We start from the raw sequence: 18613 nt of genomic DNA on the forward strand, positions 1-18613 counted from the left end.
CGAACGAAGCGGTGGGCCTGCCGCCTCATCCTGAAAGGTTGGCGGTTATGGATCCCGGGTTCCGCTGCGCGGCCCCGGGATGACGTGGAGGGGGTCAATTCAGTCGGTTGCTTCTACCCCGCCACCGGCGCCGCCCCGACGCCCGCGCTCTCCAGCGCTCCGGCCACCCGCAGGGCCAGGTCCTCCCGCCACGGCGCCGCGATCACCTGCACGGCGAGCGGCAGCCCGCCCCCGACCCGCACCGGCACGGCGACGACCGGCAGGCCGATGAACGAGATCGGCTGGGTGAACACCCCGATATTGGGCCGCGCCGGCACGGTGAGCCCGTCGAGCTCCATCGTCGCCTGGCCGATCCGGAGCGCCCGGCACGGCGTGCAGGGGGCGAGGATCACGTCGACCTCGTCGAAGAGCGCCAGGACCCGCTCGCGGTACCAGCTGCGGAAGCGTTGCGCCCGGTGGACCCAGGCGGCCGGGATCGTCGTGCCGGCGATCAGGCGGTCGCGCACCGCCGGGTCGTAATCGCCCGGGCGCGTCCGCAGCCGGTCGAGATGGAGGCCGGCGGCTTCCGCCGCCGTGATGATGAAGGCGGCGGCCCGCGCGCGCGCCGCTTCCGGGATCTCGACGGTGCGGTGGGCGCCCAGAGCCTCGGCGGCGAGGCGCACCGCCGTAAAGCAATCCGCCTCGCCGCCGCGGGCGAAGTATCCGCCGGCGACCGCGATCCGCAAGGACGTGGTGCCCTGCACCAGCGCGTCCGCGACCGGCTCGATCGGGCGCGGTGCCTGCCAGGGATCGTCGGGATCCGCGCCCTGCATCGCATCGTAGGAGAGCGCCAGGTCGGCGACCGAGCGGGCGAGGGGTCCGAGGTGGTCGAAGCTGCCGACGAACGGGAACGAGCCCGCCCGCGACAGCCGGCCGAAGGTGGGCTTGAGCCCGAAGGTGCCGCAGAAGGCCGACGGCACCCGGATCGACCCGTTGGTGTCCGAGCCGAGCGCCAGGGGCACCATCCCGGCCGCCACCGCCCCGCCGGACCCGCCCGACGAGCCGCCGGTCATCCGCGCGGGGTCGTGCGGGTTGCGCGAGGGGCCGTCATGGGCGTTCTCCCCGGTGAAGTCGTAGGCGTATTCCCCCATGTTGAGGGCGCCGACCAGCACCGCGCCCGCCGCCTCGAGCCGCCGCACCAGGGCGCCGTCGCGGGGGGCCGCCGCCCGCTCGCGGTTGATCCTCGAGCCGGCGCGGGTCGGCAGGCCGGCGACGTCGAACAGGTTCTTGACCGCGAAGGGCACGCCCGCGAGCGGCCCGACGCTCCGGCCGGCGGCGCGCTCGGCGTCGATCGCCGCGGCCCGGGCGCGGGCACGCGGGGCCGTCACGTCCGTGAAGGCGTTGAGGCCCGGATCGAGGGCGGCGATCCGCGCGAGCGCCGTCTCGACGGCGTCGCCGGCGGTGAGCCGGCCCGCCGCCACGGCGGCGGCGATCCCGGCGGCCGTGTCGGTCGTCACGCGCTCCTCCCTCATGCCCGGAAGACCGGCGCCGGCTCGACGGTGTCGTCGAGCGGAAAGTCGAGCAGGAGGGCGGCGGCGGCCGCCGTCGCCTGGACGGCGGTGATCACCGTCCCGCGCCATTCGGGCGCCATGGGGATGCCGGCGAGCGGCACCATCGCGTCGACGATCGCACCGGCGGAGACGTCGTCGATGGGAAGGGGAGGAGAGGGAGGAGGTGTCGTCATGGATCGGCCCTCACACGGGTGGGTGGGGAATCGCCGCGAGCAGCGCGCGGGTGTACTCGGCTTGCGGCGCGCCCAGCACCGCCTCGGTCGGACCCTCCTCGACGATGCGGCCGGAGCGCATCACGATCACCCGGTCGCAGAGCATCCGCACCACCTGGAGGTCGTGGCTCACGAACAGGTAGCTCATGCCGAGCGCCTGCTTGAGGTCGGCGAGGAGGTTGAGCACCAAAGCCTGCACCGAGACGTCGAGGGCCGCCGTCGGCTCGTCGAGGATGACGAGGTCGGGGGAGGGGGCGATGGCCCGCGCGATGCCGACCCGCGCCTTCTGGCCGCCGGAGAGCTGGTGCGGGAAGCGGTCGAGGAGCTCGACCGGCAGGCCGACGAGGCGGGCCAGCTCCTCGCACCGCGCCCGGATCGCGTCGGAGCCCGTCACGGTGCCGAAGCGCTTGAGCGGATCGGCGATGGCGCGGGAGGCGGTCCAGCGCGGGTTGAGGGAATCGGTCGGGTCCTGGAAGACCATCTGGATCTTCGGCCGCAGAGGATGCCGGGCGAAGCGCGCCGCCGGCACCCGGCCGATCTCCTCGCCGGCAAACACGATCGAGCCCTCGGTCGGGTCGAGGAGGCGCATCACCATGGTGGAGGTGGTGGACTTGCCGCAGCCCGATTCGCCGACGAGGCCGACGCTCTCGCCGCGGGCGACCGTGAAGCTCAAGGCATCGACCGCCCGGAACGGCGCCTCCGCCGGCTTGCGCGAGAGCAGGGCCTTCGGCTTCGGGTATTCCTTCACCAGCCCCGAGACCGCCAGCAGCGGCGCCCCCGCGGCCTCGGCATGCGCCGTCGGCGCGGCGGGCGCGCCCTCGGGCAGGAGATCGCGCAAGGAGACGCCGGGGCGCGGCGTCGCCTGCATCAGCTTGCGGGTATAGGCGTGGGCGGGCGCGCGGAAGATGGTGGAGGCCGGCGCGGTCTCGACGACCCGGCCCTGCTCCATCACCACGATCCGGTCGCAATAGGTCGCGGCGAGCCCGAGGTCGTGGGTGATGAGCACGCTCGCCATGCCGCGCTCGCGGGTGAGGCCTGTGACGAGGTCCATCACCGCCTTCTGGGTCGTCACGTCGAGGCCGGTGGTCGGCTCGTCGGCGATGAGGAGCTGCGGCCGGCACGCGAGCGCCAGCGCGATCACCACCCGCTGGCACATGCCGCCCGACAATTCGAACGGGTAGGCGTGGTAGCGCTCGGACGCCCGGGCGATCTTCACCTGGTCGAGCGCCGCGATGGCCTTCGCCTTGGCATCGCCCGAGCCGGCCTCCGCGTGCTGGCGCAGCACGTCCTCGATCTGGTGGCCGACCTTGCGGATCGGGTTGAGTGCCGCGCGGGGATTCTGGAAGATCATCGAGATCTCCCGCCCGCGCAGGTCGCGCATCTGGCGCTCGGAGGCGGAGCGCAGGTCGATGCCGGAGAAATCGACCTCGCCGCCGGCGATGCGCCCGGCCCGGTCGAGGATGCGCATCACCGCGTAGGAGGTGACCGACTTGCCCGAGCCCGATTCGCCGACGATGCCGACGGTCTCGCCCTTGGCGACCGAGACGTCGACCCGGCGCACCGCCTGGACCGGGCCGCGGCGGGTGGCGAACTCGACCGTGAGGTCGCGGATGGCGAGGAGCGGGATCGCGGTCATGTCCGCCTCTGGGGGTCGACGATGTCGCGCAGGCCGTCGCCGATGAGGTTGAAGCAGAACACCGCGAGCATGAGCGCCAGGCCCGGGAAGAGCGCGATCCACCACTCGCCCGAGACGATGAACCCCGCACCCTCCGCCACCATGATCCCCCATTCCGGGGTGGGTGGGCGCACGCCGAGCCCGATGAAGGAGAGGCCCGCCGCGTTCAGGATCGCGTAGCCCATGGTGAGCGACATCTGCACCATCATCAGCGGCAGGATGTTGGGCAGGATCGAGGTGAGCACGATGCGCAGGTCGGTGTTGCCGGTGAGCCGCGCCGCCATCACGAAGCCGGCGTTGCGACGCTGCGCGGCTTCGGCCCGGGCGAGGCGCGCGTAGAGCGGGAAGTTGATGATGGCGGTGGCGAGCACGATGTTGCCGACCGTGTTGCCGAGCGCCGCGACGATCCCCATGGCGAGGACGAAGAGCGGGAAGGCCATGATCGTGTCGGCGAGCCGCCCGACGATCCGGTCGGTCCAGCCGCCGAAGAACCCGGCCATGATCCCGGCAAGCCCGCCTGCGACGAAGACGAGCGCCACCGAGAAGACCGCGATGGCGAGATCGAGCCTTGCCGCCACCACCACCCGCGAGAGGATGTCGCGCCCGAGCTGGTCGGTGCCGAAGGGGTGGGCGAGCGACGGGGCCTGGAGCGCGACTGACGTGTCGGAGGCGAGGGGGTCGTAGGGCACGAGCGAGGGCCCGAGGGCGGCGCAGGCGACGAGGCCGAGGAGCAGCGCGAAGGCGAAGCCCGTGACCGGGTTGCCGGAGACGACGGTGCCGGCATGCGCCAGCGTCGCCGAGATCCCGCTGCGGGGCCGGGCGGCGCCGAGGGCGGGGGAGCCGGAGGCGCTCATGCCGCCCCCCGGACGCGCGGGTCGATCAGCCCGTAGGCGAGATCGATCGTGAGGTTCAGGACCGTGTAGAGCAGCGCCATCGCCAGGACGAAGCCCTGGACCGGGGCGAAGTCGGAGGCGATCAGGGCCTCCACCGCGTAGGAGCCGACGCCCGGCCAGGCAAAGACCTTCTCGACCAGGACGTTGGCGCCGAGCAGGAAGGAGAAGACCATGCCGAGCGTGGTCACCACCGGCAGCAGGGCGTTGCGGAGCGCGTAGGTGACGACGACCCGGCGCCGCGACAGGCCGGCGGCCCGGGCGGTGCGGACGAAGTCGGCGGCGAGCACCGCCAGCATCGCCGCCCGGGTGATGCGGGTGATCGGGGCCAGCGCGAAGATCGCCAGCGTCAGGCCCGGCAGGGCGATCTGACCCAGCGCCGCCCGGAAGGTCTCGGCATCGCCGGCCGCGAGGCTGTCGACGAGGAAGAAGCCGGTACGCGTCGGCGGCGGCGAGGCGAAGGCGTCGAGGCGCCCGAGGGGTGCGGGCGCCCAGCCGAGGACGAAGTAGAAGACGTAGACGAGGAGGAGCCCGGTGAAGAAGACCGGCAGCGACACCCCCGCCGTCGCCACCACCCGGCAGGCATGGTCGACGAGCGAGCCCTGTTTCAGCGCCGCCGCGACCCCGAGCGGGATCGCCACCAGGAGCGAGAGGACGAGGCCGACCAGGGTCAGCTCGGCCGACGCCGGCAGCCGGGCGCCGAGATCGGCCGTGACCGGCTGGCCCGTGGTGAGCGAGCGGCCGAGATCGCCCCGGGCGAGGTCGGCGACGTAGCGAGCGAACTGCTCGGGCAGCGGCCGGTCGAGGCCGAGTTCCGTGCGGATCTGCGCGATGGCCTGCGGGGTGGCGGCGGGCCCGGCGAAATAGGCCGCGGTGTCGCCGGGCAGGACCCGGGTGAGCAGGAACGACACCACGACCACCCCGGCGAGCGCCGGCAGCGTGGTCAAGAGGCGGTCGAGGAGCGTGCGCAGCATCAATCCACTCCTCAGAACCTGTTCGAGTTGCGAGAGCAGCGTCGAAAGACCATTGTCCATCCCATTCGCGACCTCATCCTGAGGCGTTAGTCGATCGAAGATCGACTGACCTCGAAGGAGGGCTCCAGAGAACACTGAGATTTCTGGAGCCCTCCTTCGAGGCTGCTGCGCAGCACCTCAGGATGAGGTTTGAGAGTGGGAAGTGCTGTCCGCTTCAAAGAATTGGAAGAAAAATCTTATCAGAACAGGCATTTACGAAGCCGTCCCCTTGGTCAGGTACCGGAAATCCGGCTCGCGGCAGGGCTGGAACTGGTAGCCGTTGATCGTGCGCTGCATCGCGACGTCGTGGGTCGGCTGGGCGATCGGCACCATCGGCACCTCGCGCTCGGCGAGCGACACGAAGTCGATCACGCTCTTCTGGTAGACCGCCGGATCGTCGGTGAAGCGCGCGGTGTCGATCAGCTTGTCCAGCGCCGGGTTCTGATACGAGGCGATGTTGAAGATCGAGTTCGCCCCGTGCAGGGTCCAGAACAGGTAGTAATCCGGATAGTCGAGCCAGCCGGCGAAGCGGTTGAGCACCATCGGGTTGGTCTTCTTGGAGATTTCTCCGCGGAAGTTGGCGCCCGGAATCTTGCTGATCTCGACCGTGATGCCGATCCCGGCGAGCGCTTCCTTGATCAGCACCGCCATCGGCTCGGCCACCGTGGCGTTGCCGGCATCGAACAGCAGCGTGGTCGTGAGCCCGCCGGGGGCGGCCGCCTGCACCAGGGCCTTGGCCTTGGCGGGATCGGTCCGGTAGGGGAAGGGTTGGGGCCACGCCACGCGCGGCGTCTCCGGCCCGCCCGACATGTCGAGGCCGCGGCCGAACAGCGAGGCTTGAAGAATCTTCTCGTAGGGCAGCACCCAGGCAACCGCCTGGCGCAGGCGGACGTCGGTGAACGGCCCGACCGCAGAGTTGAGGTAGACCGACCAGACCCCGTTCGGGATCGGCACGCCGACGACCTTGATCTTGCCGGCGTCGATCAGGTCCTTGAAGTCCTTCGGCGGCAGCCCGTACGAGATGTCGGCATCGCCCTTCTCGATCAGCGCCCGGCGGGTCGAGGGCGAGGCGATGTCGCGGGCGATGACCCGGCGCAGCTGCGGCAGCTTGCCCGACGCCCAGGCGTCGTTGCGGGCGTAGATCGTCTCGACGCCGGGCTTCCAGCTCTCGACCCGGTAGGCACCCGAGCCCGCGACGTTGTTCTTGAGCCAGTCCTTGGCCCACAGATCGCCGCCGCCGTTGCGTTGCGCCAGTTCGGAATCGATCACGAAGGGAATCGTGACGGCGAGGTTCGACATCGTCATCTTGTCCTTGCGGACGAAGTCGATGCGGAAGGTCTTGTCGTCGAGCGCCACGAACTGCTCGGGCTTCTCGAGCGAGCCGGCATTCATCTGCGTGGTGGCGAAGCCCCCGATCGAGACCGCCCGGTCGAGCGACCACTTCACGTCCCTGGCCGTGACCGGCCGGCCGGAATGGAACGTGGCGTCGCGGAGCTTGAAGGTGCAGCTCATCCCGTCGGAGGCGACCTGCCAGCTCTCGGCGAGCTCGCCCTCCATCTCGCCCATCCTCACGGCGTTGCCGCCGCCCCCCGGGATCGGCACCGGCTTGAAGCGCAGCAGCCGGTCGTAGCAATTGAGCGCCACCCCGTTCACCGGCTGCGAGGCGCCGATGCCCTGCATGTCGAGGGAGTTCGGCCCGTATTCCTGCACCAGGAGCAAGGTCTCGTTGCGGGTCGGGTTCTGGCCTTGCGCCTGCGAGCGCGCCACGAACGGCGCGGCGAGACCGGCGGTCAGCGCGGTGCGGCGGGTGATCATGCGGCACGGACCTTATCTGGCGAGAGGAGGCGAGCGCCCGCGACCGGCGGGGACGAGCCACCGTGAGGCAAGGTTCGGACCGGCCACGGTTCGGGCCGGATCAAAAATTGCATGCAACACCTGGAGTGTGCATGCATGAGACAGATCTTGCACGCATCTAGTTTGGGCGCGGACGCCGCAATTTCGGGCAGGCCAGCCGGGTGACGATGCGGCAGGGTCGGGGTGCGGTTCGCGACGGGGGCGGGATGGACGGGCGGTCGGGCGAGAGGTCGGGGCGCACGCAGGCCGAGCGGCTGGCGGGGGAGATCGCGGAGGCGATCGTCACCGGGGCGCTCGCGCCGGGCAGCCGCCTCGACGAGCAGGCGCTGGCCGAGCGCTACGGGGTGTCGCGCACGCCGGTGCGCGAGGCCCTGCGCCAGCTCGGCACCTCGGGCCTCGTCGAGGTGCGGCCGCGGCGCGGCGCGGTGGTGGCGCAGGTGACGGCCGAGCAGCTCGCCGAGCTGTTCGTCGCCATGGCGGAGATCGAGGCGACCTGCGCCCGGCTCGCCGCCCAGTCGATGAGCCCGCTCGAGCGCCGCCGCCTCGACGCCCTGCACGATTCCATGGCCGACCTCGCCCGGGCCGGCGATCCGGCGGCCTATGCGCGGGCCAACACTGCCTTCCACGGTGCGGTCTATGCCGGCGCCCACAACACGGTGCTGGCCGACTTCGCGCTCTCCTTGCGGCGCCGGCTCCAGCCCTACCGCGAGGCGCAGTTCCGGGTGGCGGGGCGGCTCGCGCGCTCGCACGACGAGCACGGGGTGGTGGCGGCGGCGATCCTCGCCGGCCGGGCCGAGGAGGCCCATGCCGCGATGCTGCGCCACGTCACGCTGGTGGAGAGCTCGGTCGAGGGGCTCCTGGTGCGGGCGACGGGCGAGGCCGGCGGCGCGTGAGCCGCCCTCGCGGCAGCTGCCCTCGTGGGGAGCCGGCGGGCGAACCGCACCGGCCGGGCCGGCCTGGCCTCAGCGCGCCTCAGCGCAGGGCGTAGCCGCCGACGCCGGCCTCGACGGCGACCGACAGGCGGTCGGTGATCGCCCACTCGACCCCGACATGCGCGTCCGGCCGGACCACGACGTCGTCGCGGGAGAACGGCATCGAGACCGGCGTCGCCCCGGCCCGCAGCGTTCCGTGCACCGCCGCCGCCCCGGCCCGGGCGTAGAGCAGCACGTCCGGCGTCAGCAGGGTGCCGACCTTCACCTGGACCGCCCCGGCGAAGTCGCGGGTGTAGGACAGGCCGCCGAAGCCCGGGGTGAGGCCGCCGGAGGTCGCCGCGAGATAATCGAACCCGCCGGCGATGCCGTAGACGAACCGGCCCTCCTGCCACATCCGTCCGCCCTCGAAGCCGATCGTCGGCCCGGCATAGCTGCCGAAGCGCCGCGAGGAGACCGCCTCGAACCCGGTCGAGACCCGGGCGTAGGAGCCGGCCCAGCGCGAATCCTCGCCGAGGCGGTCCTCCAGGGCCCGGGGCCAGGCGAAGACGGGCAGGAGCCCGAAGCCGACGAGGCCCTGGGCCGCGGTCGGTTCCGGCCGCAAGGCCGCGAGGCCCGGCAGGAGACCCACCCCGAGGCAGGCGACGAGGCAGGCCGCAGGGCGGCGGGAACGGCGATCCGCGAATCCGGTCATGACGGCAGAATAGCCGAGCTCGCCCGGATGCGCATCCGGTCCGGCGCCGGGCGCACGGCTCGGCGGTTTGAAGCTGCAAACTCCGTGTGGGATACCCGGCACGGTTCCGCGCAGGGCCCGGAGCCGGGCCCGTTCCGGCATCGGCGCCGGCCGGCGTCGATATGGTCGCACCCCGGGGAACTGGGGTGGGGTATGACATAGATTGTCTCGACGGGCCGTCTGCGCGGCCTGCCGGAGACCCCGTACGTGACGAACCGAGAGGCGCCGACCCGCGGCCGAACCCCCGAGCCGGCCGGCCCGCCGCCGCGCTGCATCGTCGCCGTGCCGGTGCGCAACGAGGTCGACCGGATCGGAGCCTGCCTGCGGGCGCTCGCCGGGCAGGAGGGGATCGGGGCGGGAGCCCTCGGGATCGTCCTGTTCCTCAACAACTGCACCGACGGCACGGCCGAGGCCGTGGCGGATCTCGCCCGGCCCCTCGGCCTCCCCTTGCGGGCGATCGAGCGCGAGTATCCCGGGGCGCAGGCCGGCTGGGCCCGGCGCGAGGCGATGGAGGCGGCCGCCGCCTGGCTCGGGGAGGGGACGGCCGAGGGCGTGATCCTCACCACCGATGCCGACAGCCGGGTGCCGCCGGACTGGGTCGCCCGCAACCTCGCGGCGCTGGCGCGCGGCGCCGACGCGGTCGCCGGGCGGATCGCCCTCGACGGCGACGAGGCCGCGCGCCTGCCCGATGCGCTCCACGCCCGCGGACGGCTCGAAGGGACCTACGAGGCGCTGCTCGTCGCCCTCGAGGGCCTGATCGACCCGATCCCGCACGATCCCTGGCCGCGCCACGCCACCCGCTCGGGCGCGACGCTCGCGGTCCGGCATGCCGCCTACCTGGCCGTCGGCGGCATGCCGGCGCTCCCCCTCGGCGAGGACCGCGCCTTCGTCGAGGCGCTGCTGCGGATGGATGCCCGGGTGCGCCACGATCCCGAGATCGTGGTCGTCACCTCGGGCCGGCTCGACGGCCGCGCCCCCGGCGGGGCCGCCGACACGATGCGCCGACGCTGCGAGAGGCCCGAGAGCCCCTGCGACGCGCGCCTCGAACCGGTGGGCCGCGCCCTGGTCCGGTACGCCTGGGCGCGCCGGCTGCGGCGCCTGCACGGGGCCGGGCGCCTCGGCCGCACCGGGCTGTGGGCGCCCTGGCTGCGGATCGGGCCGGCGGAGGCGCGCCGCATCGCCGGCCTGCCGACCCTCGGGGCGGCGCTCGCGGCGATCGACGCGCAAAGCCCGCTCCTCGCCCGCCGGCCCCTGCGCCCGGGCGCCCTGCCGCGCCACATCGCCGTGGCGCGCCTGCTCCTCGCCGGGCTGCGGCGCGGCGCGCGCGGCCTGCCGGTCCTCGGCGCCGTCCGGCCCGGCCCACCGGTCCTCGGCCGCGCCTCCGAGGAGGCCGGCAATGCCTGATCCGATCGATCTCTCCCTCGCCCGGGACCTCCGCGGCCCGGCCGGCGGCCGGGGCCGCGAGACCGCCCGCCTCGTCGCCGCCGCCCGCCGGGTCGCGGCGCTCGCCGCCGGCCGGGCCGACGCGCAGGATCGCGACGACGGCTTCCCGGCCGAGGACGTCGCCGACCTCGCCCGGCTCGGCCTCCTCGCCGCCCCGGTCCCGGCGGAAGAGGGCGGCGCCGGGCTCGGCCGCGAGCCGGACGCGGCCGACCTCGCCGAAATCCTTCGCCTCGTCGGCTCGGGGAGCCTGGCGCTCGGCCGGGTCTACGAGGGCCACGTCAACGCCCTCGACCTCGTCCTGCGCTACGCCGCCCCGGCGGAACGGCGCGCCCTCCTGGCGGATGCCGTGGCCGGCCACCTGTTCGGGGTCTGGAACACCGAGCCGGCGGCGGACGGCCTCGTCCTTGGCGAGGACGGGTCCTTGCGCGGGCAAAAGACCTTCGCGTCCGGGGCCGGCCGGGTCACCCGCGCCCTCGTGACGGCGCGCCGTCCGGGCCGGCGGGAACCCGAGATGCTCGTCGTCGCCCTCGACCCCGGCACGCGGGCCGACCTCTCGGCCTGGCGCGCGCAAGGGATGCGGGCCTCGGCCACCGGCTCGGTCGACCTCACGGGCCTTGCTCCCCTCGCCCGCCTCGGCGGGCCGGACGACTACCACCGCGAGCCGCATTTCTCCGGCGGAGCCTGGCGCTTCGCGGCGGTCCAGCTCGGCGGGATCGAGGCGGTGTTCGAGGCCTGGCGCGGTCATCTCGCCCGCACCGGGCGCGGCGTCGATCCCCACCAGCTCGCCCGCCTCGGCGAGGGCGCCATCGCGCTCGAGGGCGCCCGGTCCTTCGTCGCCCGGGCCGCCGGCCTCGTCGCGCACGACGCTTTGCCGCCCGAGCGCATCGTCGCCTTCGTGGGCCTCACCCGGCTCGCGGTCGAGCGGGCGGGGCTCGAGGTGCTGGGGCTCGCCCAGCGCTCGGTCGGCCTGCAGGGGTTCCTGCGCGGCCACCCGCTCGAGCGCCTGTCGCGCGATCTCGCGACCTACCTGCGCCAGCCCGCACCCGACCGGGCGCTCACCGCCGCCGCCGCCACGATCCTGGCCGCCGACGGGCCGGTCGACCGGCTCTGGAATCCGGGAGAGGCGGGCTGATGCGGGCCGATGCCTTCCTGGCCGCCGCCGCTGAGCTTCCCCGGCGCGACCTGCGCGCCATCGTGCCGAGCGGCGGGATCGTCGTGGTGGCGCCGCATCCCGACGACGAGAGCCTCGGCTGCGGCGCGCTGCTGGCCGAGGCCTCGGCCCGCGGCATCCCGGTCCGCCTCGTCGTGGTGAGCGACGGGGTCGGCTCGCATCCGTCCTCCCCGAGCCATCCGCCCGGGCGCCTGCGGGCCCTGCGCGAGGCCGAGACCCTGGCGGCGGCGGCCTGCCTCGGCCTGCCCGCCGCCCACGTCGCCTTCCTGCGCCTGCCCGACCGGTTCGTGCCGGCGGAAGGCCCCCGGGCCGAGGCGGCGGCCGAGGCGATCGCCGCCGCGGCCCGGGCCTGCGGGGCCGGCGCCCTGTTCGTGACCTGGGAGCACGACCCGCATGGCGACCACCGGGCGAGCGCCGCGCTCGCCCGCAAGGCGCGGGATCTTTTGGCGGGCGTGCCGCTCTACGCCTACCCGGTCTGGGGCTGGACGCTGCCGCCGGAAACCGAGGTCGGCCCGCCGCCCCGGGGCGCCCGCCTCGCCGTCGCCCCCCACCGCGACGCCAAGGCGGCGGCGATCGGCGCCCACCGCTCGCAGACCACCGCCCTCATCGCCGACGACCCGCAGGGCTTCCGCCTCGAGCCGGCGATGATCGCCCGCTTCCTCCGGGACGACGAAATCTTTCTCCAGATCGACCCGTGAGGATGGCTCGATGACCCGCCACGCGACCTCGCTGCCGCCGGACTATTTCGACGTGCGCTACGCCGCCGATCCCGATCCGTGGAACTTCGCCGGGAGCCCCTACGAGCGCGACAAGTACGCCGCCACCCTGGCGGCGCTGCCGCGGGAGCGCTACGCCTCGGCCCTCGAGGTCGGCTGCTCGATCGGCGTGCTGACCGCGGCGCTCGCGCCCCGCTGCGACGCACTCGTCGCCCTCGACGTGGCCGAGGCCGCCCTGGCCCAGGCCCGGGCGCGCTGCGGCGACCGGCCGGGATTGCGCCTGATGCGGGCCCGGGTGCCGGGGGAGTGGCCGGAGGGCCGCTTCGACCTGATCCTGCTCTCGGAGGTGGTCTACTACCTTGATGCCGGCGACGTCGCCCGCCTCGCCGGCCGGGTCCGGGCGAGCTTGCGCCCGGACGGCGACGTCGTTCTGGTCCACTGGACCGGCGAGACGCACTACCCGCTCACCGGAGACGAGGCCGCGGACCTGTTCGTCCGCGAGACCCGCGACCACCTCGCCCTCGACCGGCAGGTCCGCACCGCGGATTACCGCCTCGACGTGCTGCGCGGCCGCGGGGGGTGATCCCTCAGTTCGAGCGGCGCGACAGCGACACCGCGTAGGCCGGCGAGCGGATCGCGAACATCGGGTCGTCGGCCGGGCCGGCGATGCCGTCGGGCAGGTCGACCACCGGGTCGAAGGTGGCGGCGTCGCAGGTGGCGTCAGGCTCGATGGCCGTGATGGCGAGCGTGCCGAGGGTGCGGGTCTTGCGCTCCTCCTCCGGCCAGGTCGCGGTCACGTCCGCGGTCGGGTCGCCCGGCTGGGCCAGGATCGCCACGAGGTCGAACCGCGCCGGGCCCTTCGCGAGCCGCTCCTTCAGCTCGTCGGCGTAGAACGAATCGGGCTTGGCCTTCAGCTCCTCGTCGGAGAGGCCGGCCTTGTCGGCGGCGACGAACTTCAGCTTCGCGACCGTCTTGTCGCCCTTGGCGTTCGTCAGCGTGTAGGCGTGGACCGCCCAGTAATCGGTGCCCGCGAAGCTCGCCGGCACCGGCCGCGCGTTGAGCCACGCCGCCTGTCGGCCGGTCTCGGGGTTCTGCGCCGCGAAGGCCTTGATCTTCTCGGCATCCGGCTTGCCGTCCGGCCCCGGCACGCGGACCTTCAGGAATTCCTCGAGCTGCGCCGGCGTCTTGGTCGAGAAGACCGGGGCGGAGATGATCACGAAGGTCATGTCGCCGGCCGGGTCCGCCATCCGCATCGCGAAGCCGCGGGTGGTGGCCTTCGTCTTGTCCGAGATCTTCGGGTTGCCGCCGCCCATCGAGAAGCGGGCGGTGACCGGCACGGTCTTCGTGAATTGGGGCGCCTTGGACAGGGAGGCGGCGTCCGGAGCCGGTGCGAAGCTGCCCTTCAGGCAGACGCCCTTGGCGCCGCTCGCCCGCACGCCCTTGTGGTTGCCGCTGACCGCGAATTGCAGGCCGACGATGGCGGCCGGATCGGCCTCCTCGGCGTGTACGGGGACGGTGAGGGCGGCCAGCGCGGCGGCGCCGGCCAGGAGCGCGGAAGATTGGATCATGACGGCGTTTCCCAGAATTCTGCGGCGGCAGGATGAATTGGGCGCAACTTGTTGGCAAGCCTGTTTCTGGCGTGTTGCCGATCGTCTCCGCCAAAGGGGCACGCGGGAGGGGCACGCCTGAGGGGCGGAATCGGGCCGGCTGCCGGACGGACTGCGTTCGACCGAATTTTTTCGCCCGAACGCTGCGCCGCAGGTCATCCGGAGCGGACACCCGACGAAGCACCTGCGGCGCGTGCGGCACGATCCGAGACGTCTCTGACGGCCGCCCTCAATCTCGGCGTCGCATGGTCGACGAAGGCGCGCAGGGCCGCGTTCCGCCGCGGAATCGCGTGGAAGACCAGGTGGATCGGCAGCGGCTCGGGCTCGTAGTCGCACAGGAGCGCCGTCAGGCGGCCGGCTTCGATGTGCTCGACCACCTGATAGGCCATGACGCGGCAGACGCCTTGACCGCGGATCGCGGCATCGATGGCAGCGCCTGCGCCGTTGAGTGCGATGCGGGGCTGGACGGCCGTCGAGAGCCGGCGTTCGCGGGCCGAGGTGCGATCGATGAAATGCCACTGCTCGCGGGCGACGCCGTCCTCCGTGCCGATGCAGCGGTGATGCTGCAGGGCGCCCGGATCCGGCGGTATCCCCGCATCGATAAGATAGTCCGGTGCCGCGCATACCAGCCTGCGCATCTCGCCGAGCTTGACGGCGATCATGCCCGAGGCGGGGAGCGGCGCGAGCCGGACCGCGACGTCGACGCCTTCCTCGACCAGGCTCACCACGCGGTTCAGCAGGAGCATGCGCAGGCTGACGTCGGGGTGCTCGTCGAGGAACGTCTCGACGACGGGCATGAGGACGGTGCGACCGAACAGCTCCGGCGCGGTCAGGGCGATCCGGCCCGCGATTCGGTCGCCTGCCGCATCGCCACCGTCCGCTTCGGCGAGCTCGGCCAGGATGCTGCGATAGACGGCGACCTGATGCTCGCCGCGTTCCGTCAATCGCAATGCACGGGTCGAGCGGTGCAGCAGACGCTCGCCCAGGCGCTCCTCCAGCATCGCCACCGCCCGGGTGACGGCCGCCGGTGAGTGGCCCAGCTTTCGCCCCGCGGCGGCGAGCGAGCCGGTCTCGACGACGGCGACGAACACGGCCATCGCATCGAGCCGATCCATCGTTTCATATCCTGAAATCGTAGCTTGCGATGGGTCGATCTTATTGCATCCGGAGCAAGGTGCTAGATCCCCTTCGTCCAGCGGCGCGGAGCCGCGGGGATCATGACGACGCCACGAGACGGCCAGGCGCGACGCACGCGTCTCAGGAACGCTCGGACCGGACGTGACCCTGGTGGGTCTCGCGCAACGGTCCGTGGAGGCAGCGCCGCATGAGCCCCGTCCGCACGCTCCTTCCCCATCGGAGAACGGCACTATGACGGTCGGCTACGGCACCAAGCAGGTCGGCGATGTTGGCGTCTTCTACCGGGAGGCGGGGCCGCGCGATGCGCCGGTCCTCCTCCTGCTGCACGGCTTCCCGACCGCCTCGCACATGTTCCGCGATCTGATCCCACTCCTGGCCGATCGCTACCGCGTCATCGCACCCGATCTCCCGGGCTTCGGCAACACGACGTCGCCCGGGCGCGATGCCTTCGATTACAGCTTCGATCGTCTTGCCGAGGTGATCGAAGGCTTCGTCGAGGCCATGGGACTGACACGCTACGCGCTGTACATCTTCGACTACGGCGCCCCGACCGGATTCCGGCTCGCCATGCGCCATCCCGAGCGGGTGACGGCCATCGTCTCCCAGAACGGCAACGCCTACCTCGAGGGTCTCAGCCGGAAATGGGAGCCGTGGCAGGCCTATTGGCGCGACCCGAGCCCGGGGAACCGCGAGGCCTGCCGCGCAGCGCTCACCGACGAGGCGATTCATGTGCAGTACGAGCACGGCGCGCCGGCCGGCCGCATATCCCCCGACGGGATGACGCTTGACATGCACTACATGCATCGTCCGGGAGCCCGGGAGATCCAGCTCGACCTGATCCTCAGCTACCGTACGAACGTGGCACTCTACCCGCAATTCCAGGCCTACTTCCGCGAGCACCGGCCGCCGCTGCTCGCGGTATGGGGGCAAAACGATCCCTTCTTCCTCCCGCCCGGGGCGGAGGCCTACCGGCGCGATCTTCCCGAGGCCGAGATCCATTTCCTCGATACGGGACACTTCGCCCTGGAGACGCACGCCGCCGAGATCGCACACCTGGTGGGCGACTTCCTGGGTCGGCATCTCGAAAGAGACGAGAGGGTTTTTTCGACGACGGACTGACTGGTTCTTCGAAGTAAAGTTGGCAAAAATCGAAGACCGGGGGCGTTGCCCGGCGGCAAAGCGATCGGGCCCCGCGCCACGATCGCACGCCGTCGAGACCCGCTTTGTCGACATCGCGAGCGGAAGCGGGCCGACGGCTTTCCACCTCGGCGGCCTTTCCTCGGGCTCGCGCGCGGACCCCGGCACGACGACGTCGGGCGTTCACCGCACCGGGCGCTCCGCGGCGCCCGCGCGCGAACACCCTCCACGGGAAGGCGAGGCGCTACCGCCCCGCCCCCACCGTCACCTCGCCGGCCCGGCAGTTCTGGCGCGCCACCTCGGGGCAGGCGGTGAAGCCGCGCAGGTCCTTGGTGAAGCAGATCCGCACCTCCTGCAGCTGCCCGGACCGGCATGTCACCGACATCATGTCAGGGCGCAGGCCCGGATTGGCCGCGACGAACTGGCGGGCGATGTCGATCGGCGCGGCGCGCAGATCCTCCTTCGGGCTCGCCAGGGCGGCGGGAATCGTCACCGCGTCGCGGGCCTTGGCGGTCGCGCGGAAATAGGCGGCGGGGTCGAGGCCCGAGCAAGTGCCGTGCTGGCGCCATTCGTGGCGGGCCAGGCCCTCGCTCGGGAAGACGCCCTCGGCCTCCTGCATCGCCGGGCGGCTCGGGCTGCGGGGGAAGGCGCCGCACTCGCTCGGGAAGCCGCGGTCGTATTGCGGCCACAGGCCGTGGACCACGAAGCCGGGGTTGCGGCCGGTGTCGCATTGGCGGTCGTTGCGCCGCTCGCCGGTGAGCGCGCAGTAGGTCGGCGACCACGACAGCGAGAGGACGTAGAAGTCGAACACGCCCGGCTCGCCGCCCCCGCGCCCCTGCGCGGCGGCCGGGCCGGCGGCGAGCGAGCCCGCGACGGTCGCCGCGAGGAGGAGGCCGGCGAGCGCGCGCATCAGGGCCGGGCCTCGCGGCAGGACGAGGCCGAGGCGTAGGCGTAGGCGAGGTTGCGGTCGAGGCCGTGGACGCAGAACTCGACGCCGTAGGTCGCCCCGATGATGCCGAGGCTCTCGCGCACCGAGTAGTCGACCCGCCGGCGCACCCCGTCCGAGGTGGTGGCGACCGCGGTGCAGAAGCGGCGCGGGTAGAAGTCGAGGCCCCAGGGCCGCCATGCGGTGCGCTCGATGCTGTCGTAGGTCGCGATCGTCAGCGTCGAGTTCCAGAACTTCGCCTCCTTCTCGGCGAACTGGTAGGTGATCTTCTCCAGCACGCCCTCGTCCTGGCAGCCGGGGATCTGGGCGTCGAACGGGAATTCGCGCTCCTCGGCCGGGGCGATCTCCTGGCGGGCCGAGCGGGCCTGCGCGGCGGACAGGCCGGCGGCGGTGAGACCCAGCAGGAGGGCGGCGAGAAGGGGTGTCCTGCTGAAGGATGTCTTGGGCATGGGCCGGTCCCTGGGCCCGGGCGGCGCCCGCCCGAAGGCGGCGTCCGGCTTCCCGGGCAAATGACGGTTGCTCTCTCGATCCCGACACCAAGGCTCCGTCCGCGCCAAGTCAAGCTTTCGGGCCGGCCGGCCGGCGCTTTCGCGGGCCCCTGGTGTGCCGGGGGCACACCCGTGCGTCTGCCACCGGCGTGAACCCGAACCGGGACCGTGTCGCGAATTGAATGTCCGCAGCTCCGATGTTACGCTACGTTCATGCCGCGCGCCCTTCCCTCTTCCGAAATAGTTCGGCCACACGCCTCGCGAGCAGGCGAGACGAACCCCATTCCGGCGGCCTCGGAGGAGCGCCGCGAGGCGCGCAAGGGCGCCGCGCTCGCGCGACGGCTGAAGGCGGCGGCCGACCGGCACGACGCTGGGCAGGTGGGTGAGGACGTCACCGACCTGTCGTCGGAGGATTTCATCGCTCGCCTGCGGCGTTGAGCCTCGCGCCTCCGTACCCATGCCGATCCGGCAGAAGCTGAGCAGGCTTGAGGCGAAGCCGAAGAAGGTCTTGCTCTCCCCGACCTTCCGCGATCCGAGCGGGATCGCGCGAAACGACGATTTCGCGAAGACCGTCGATCATATCCGCCGCTGCATCGCCAACGGCACGCCGTTGCCGTCCGGTTATTACAGCAAGGGCGCGGGCCTGCGCTCCGACACGATGCTCATGAACTTCGGGATCATGCACTTGCATCTCGGCCGGTGGAACACGGAGGAGCTGCTCTGGCTCGTCCAGTATTCCGACCACGTCGTCTTCCTGGAACTCAGCGATCACAAGCCGTTCGCCGATCGACCCGTCGGGGAGCGACTCCATCGATTTCATTCGCAGGGGATCGTGACCCGCGAGAAGGAGATCGACGCACGGGTCGCCGACGATCTGGCGGCCGGCACGATGCCGCGTCTCACCTATGGCGAGAAGCTGCGGCTGGGTCTCATCAAACGGCCGACGAAACCGAAATAGGAACCGCGTCCATTACGGGCTTCGCCGGGGCCTGTTCCCGACCGATGCCTCGCAGGCCCTGCCATACCGGGGGAGCGCGCCCGCGCCGCGGTTTGCCTCGTCCCGGCGACGCACTAAGACGGGTCTCGACCGACCGCCGCAAAAGTGTCAGCCC

19 protein-coding genes are annotated in these 18613 nt (G+C 72.5%); 8 read left to right on the forward strand and 11 right to left on the reverse strand.

What is annotated here, in order from left to right; all coding sequences use genetic code 11:
- Positions 1-113: 113 nt before the first annotated feature.
- The 6 genes from V3T34_RS25820 to V3T34_RS25845 all read right to left on the reverse strand — a co-directional run bounded on the left by V3T34_RS25820 (position 114) and on the right by V3T34_RS25845 (position 7155).
- Positions 114-1496 (reverse strand): AtzE family amidohydrolase, encoded by a 1383-nt coding sequence (locus V3T34_RS25820; protein WP_305076875.1) that lies wholly within the window; start codon positions 1494-1496, stop codon positions 114-116.
- An 11-nt stretch (positions 1497-1507) separates the two neighbouring features.
- On the reverse strand, positions 1508-1723 hold the full coding sequence (locus V3T34_RS25825) for a DUF4089 domain-containing protein (RefSeq protein ID WP_063920142.1): 216 nt from the start codon (positions 1721-1723) through the stop codon (positions 1508-1510).
- Between the two features lie 10 nt (positions 1724-1733).
- Positions 1734-3398, reverse strand: coding sequence for a dipeptide ABC transporter ATP-binding protein (locus V3T34_RS25830; protein WP_305076876.1), 1665 nt, complete (start codon positions 3396-3398; stop codon positions 1734-1736).
- Positions 3395-4291, reverse strand: a complete 897-nt coding sequence (locus tag V3T34_RS25835) for an ABC transporter permease (RefSeq protein ID WP_060849644.1) — start codon at positions 4289-4291, stop codon at positions 3395-3397. Before V3T34_RS25835 ends, V3T34_RS25830 begins: the two co-directional genes overlap by 4 nt.
- Positions 4288-5301, reverse strand: a complete 1014-nt coding sequence (locus tag V3T34_RS25840; protein ID WP_305076877.1) for an ABC transporter permease — start codon at positions 5299-5301, stop codon at positions 4288-4290. The genes V3T34_RS25835 and V3T34_RS25840 overlap by 4 nt, the downstream gene beginning before the upstream one ends.
- A gap of 252 nt (positions 5302-5553) precedes the next feature.
- Positions 5554-7155 carry an ABC transporter substrate-binding protein gene (locus V3T34_RS25845; protein ID WP_305076878.1) on the reverse strand — a complete coding sequence of 534 codons (1602 nt, stop codon included), beginning with the start codon at positions 7153-7155 and terminating at the stop codon, positions 5554-5556.
- 245 nt (positions 7156-7400) lie between these two features.
- Here V3T34_RS25845 and V3T34_RS25850 point away from each other — a divergent pair, with 245 nt between their 5' ends.
- Positions 7401-8087: a GntR family transcriptional regulator gene (locus tag V3T34_RS25850; RefSeq protein ID WP_305076879.1), complete on the forward strand. Its 687-nt coding sequence runs from the start codon at positions 7401-7403 to the stop codon at positions 8085-8087.
- 79 nt (positions 8088-8166) lie between these two features.
- Here the strand turns inward: V3T34_RS25850 and V3T34_RS25855 are convergent, their stop codons facing one another.
- A complete protein-coding gene (locus V3T34_RS25855) occupies positions 8167-8817 on the reverse strand; it encodes an outer membrane protein (RefSeq protein ID WP_060849648.1) in 651 nt (216 codons plus the stop codon).
- A 246-nt stretch (positions 8818-9063) separates the two neighbouring features.
- Between V3T34_RS25855 and V3T34_RS25860 the strand changes: the two genes are divergently transcribed.
- From V3T34_RS25860 to V3T34_RS25875, 4 genes are read left to right on the forward strand one after another with little or no spacing between them, the layout of a single operon-like run.
- Positions 9064-10260: a glycosyltransferase family 2 protein gene (locus V3T34_RS25860; RefSeq protein WP_305076880.1), complete on the forward strand. Its 1197-nt coding sequence runs from the start codon at positions 9064-9066 to the stop codon at positions 10258-10260.
- Complete coding sequence (locus V3T34_RS25865; protein WP_305076881.1) at positions 10253-11431, forward strand: acyl-CoA dehydrogenase family protein; 1179 nt, start codon at positions 10253-10255, stop codon at positions 11429-11431. Before V3T34_RS25860 ends, V3T34_RS25865 begins: the two co-directional genes overlap by 8 nt.
- On the forward strand, positions 11431-12168 hold the full coding sequence (locus V3T34_RS25870) for a PIG-L deacetylase family protein (protein WP_305076882.1): 738 nt from the start codon (positions 11431-11433) through the stop codon (positions 12166-12168). The genes V3T34_RS25865 and V3T34_RS25870 overlap by 1 nt, the downstream gene beginning before the upstream one ends.
- Positions 12169-12178: 10 nt before the next feature.
- Positions 12179-12769 carry an SAM-dependent methyltransferase gene (locus tag V3T34_RS25875; protein WP_060849650.1) on the forward strand — a complete coding sequence of 197 codons (591 nt, stop codon included), beginning with the start codon at positions 12179-12181 and terminating at the stop codon, positions 12767-12769.
- Positions 12770-12773: 4 nt separating this feature from the next.
- On the opposite strand, the gene V3T34_RS25880 is transcribed toward V3T34_RS25875, so the two are convergent.
- Together V3T34_RS25880 and V3T34_RS25885 are read right to left on the reverse strand one after the other, a co-directional pair.
- Positions 12774-13754 carry a catalase family peroxidase gene (locus V3T34_RS25880; protein WP_305076883.1) on the reverse strand — a complete coding sequence of 327 codons (981 nt, stop codon included), beginning with the start codon at positions 13752-13754 and terminating at the stop codon, positions 12774-12776.
- 194 nt (positions 13755-13948) lie between these two features.
- Positions 13949-14908, reverse strand: a complete 960-nt coding sequence (locus tag V3T34_RS25885) for a LysR family transcriptional regulator (RefSeq protein WP_305076884.1) — start codon at positions 14906-14908, stop codon at positions 13949-13951.
- A 253-nt stretch (positions 14909-15161) separates the two neighbouring features.
- Between V3T34_RS25885 and V3T34_RS25890 the strand changes: the two genes are divergently transcribed.
- Positions 15162-16049, forward strand: coding sequence for an alpha/beta fold hydrolase (locus tag V3T34_RS25890; protein ID WP_305076885.1), 888 nt, complete (start codon positions 15162-15164; stop codon positions 16047-16049).
- 262 nt (positions 16050-16311) lie between these two features.
- On the opposite strand, the gene V3T34_RS25895 is transcribed toward V3T34_RS25890, so the two are convergent.
- A complete protein-coding gene (locus V3T34_RS25895; protein WP_305076886.1) occupies positions 16312-16977 on the reverse strand; it encodes a ribonuclease T2 in 666 nt (221 codons plus the stop codon).
- Positions 16977-17462, reverse strand: coding sequence for a hypothetical protein (locus V3T34_RS25900; protein WP_060849655.1), 486 nt, complete (start codon positions 17460-17462; stop codon positions 16977-16979). The genes V3T34_RS25895 and V3T34_RS25900 overlap by 1 nt, the downstream gene beginning before the upstream one ends.
- A gap of 252 nt (positions 17463-17714) precedes the next feature.
- Here V3T34_RS25900 and V3T34_RS25905 point away from each other — a divergent pair, with 252 nt between their 5' ends.
- Both V3T34_RS25905 and V3T34_RS25910 read left to right on the forward strand, forming a co-directional pair.
- Positions 17715-17939, forward strand: coding sequence for a hypothetical protein (locus V3T34_RS25905; protein WP_145984720.1), 225 nt, complete (start codon positions 17715-17717; stop codon positions 17937-17939).
- Between the two features lie 19 nt (positions 17940-17958).
- A complete protein-coding gene (locus V3T34_RS25910) occupies positions 17959-18459 on the forward strand; it encodes a hypothetical protein (protein ID WP_060849656.1) in 501 nt (166 codons plus the stop codon).
- The last annotated feature ends 154 nt before the right edge of the window (positions 18460-18613 follow it).

The sequence above is a fragment of the Methylobacterium ajmalii genome, from assembly GCF_036448855.1.
Classification (GTDB): domain Bacteria; phylum Pseudomonadota; class Alphaproteobacteria; order Rhizobiales; family Beijerinckiaceae; genus Methylobacterium; species Methylobacterium ajmalii.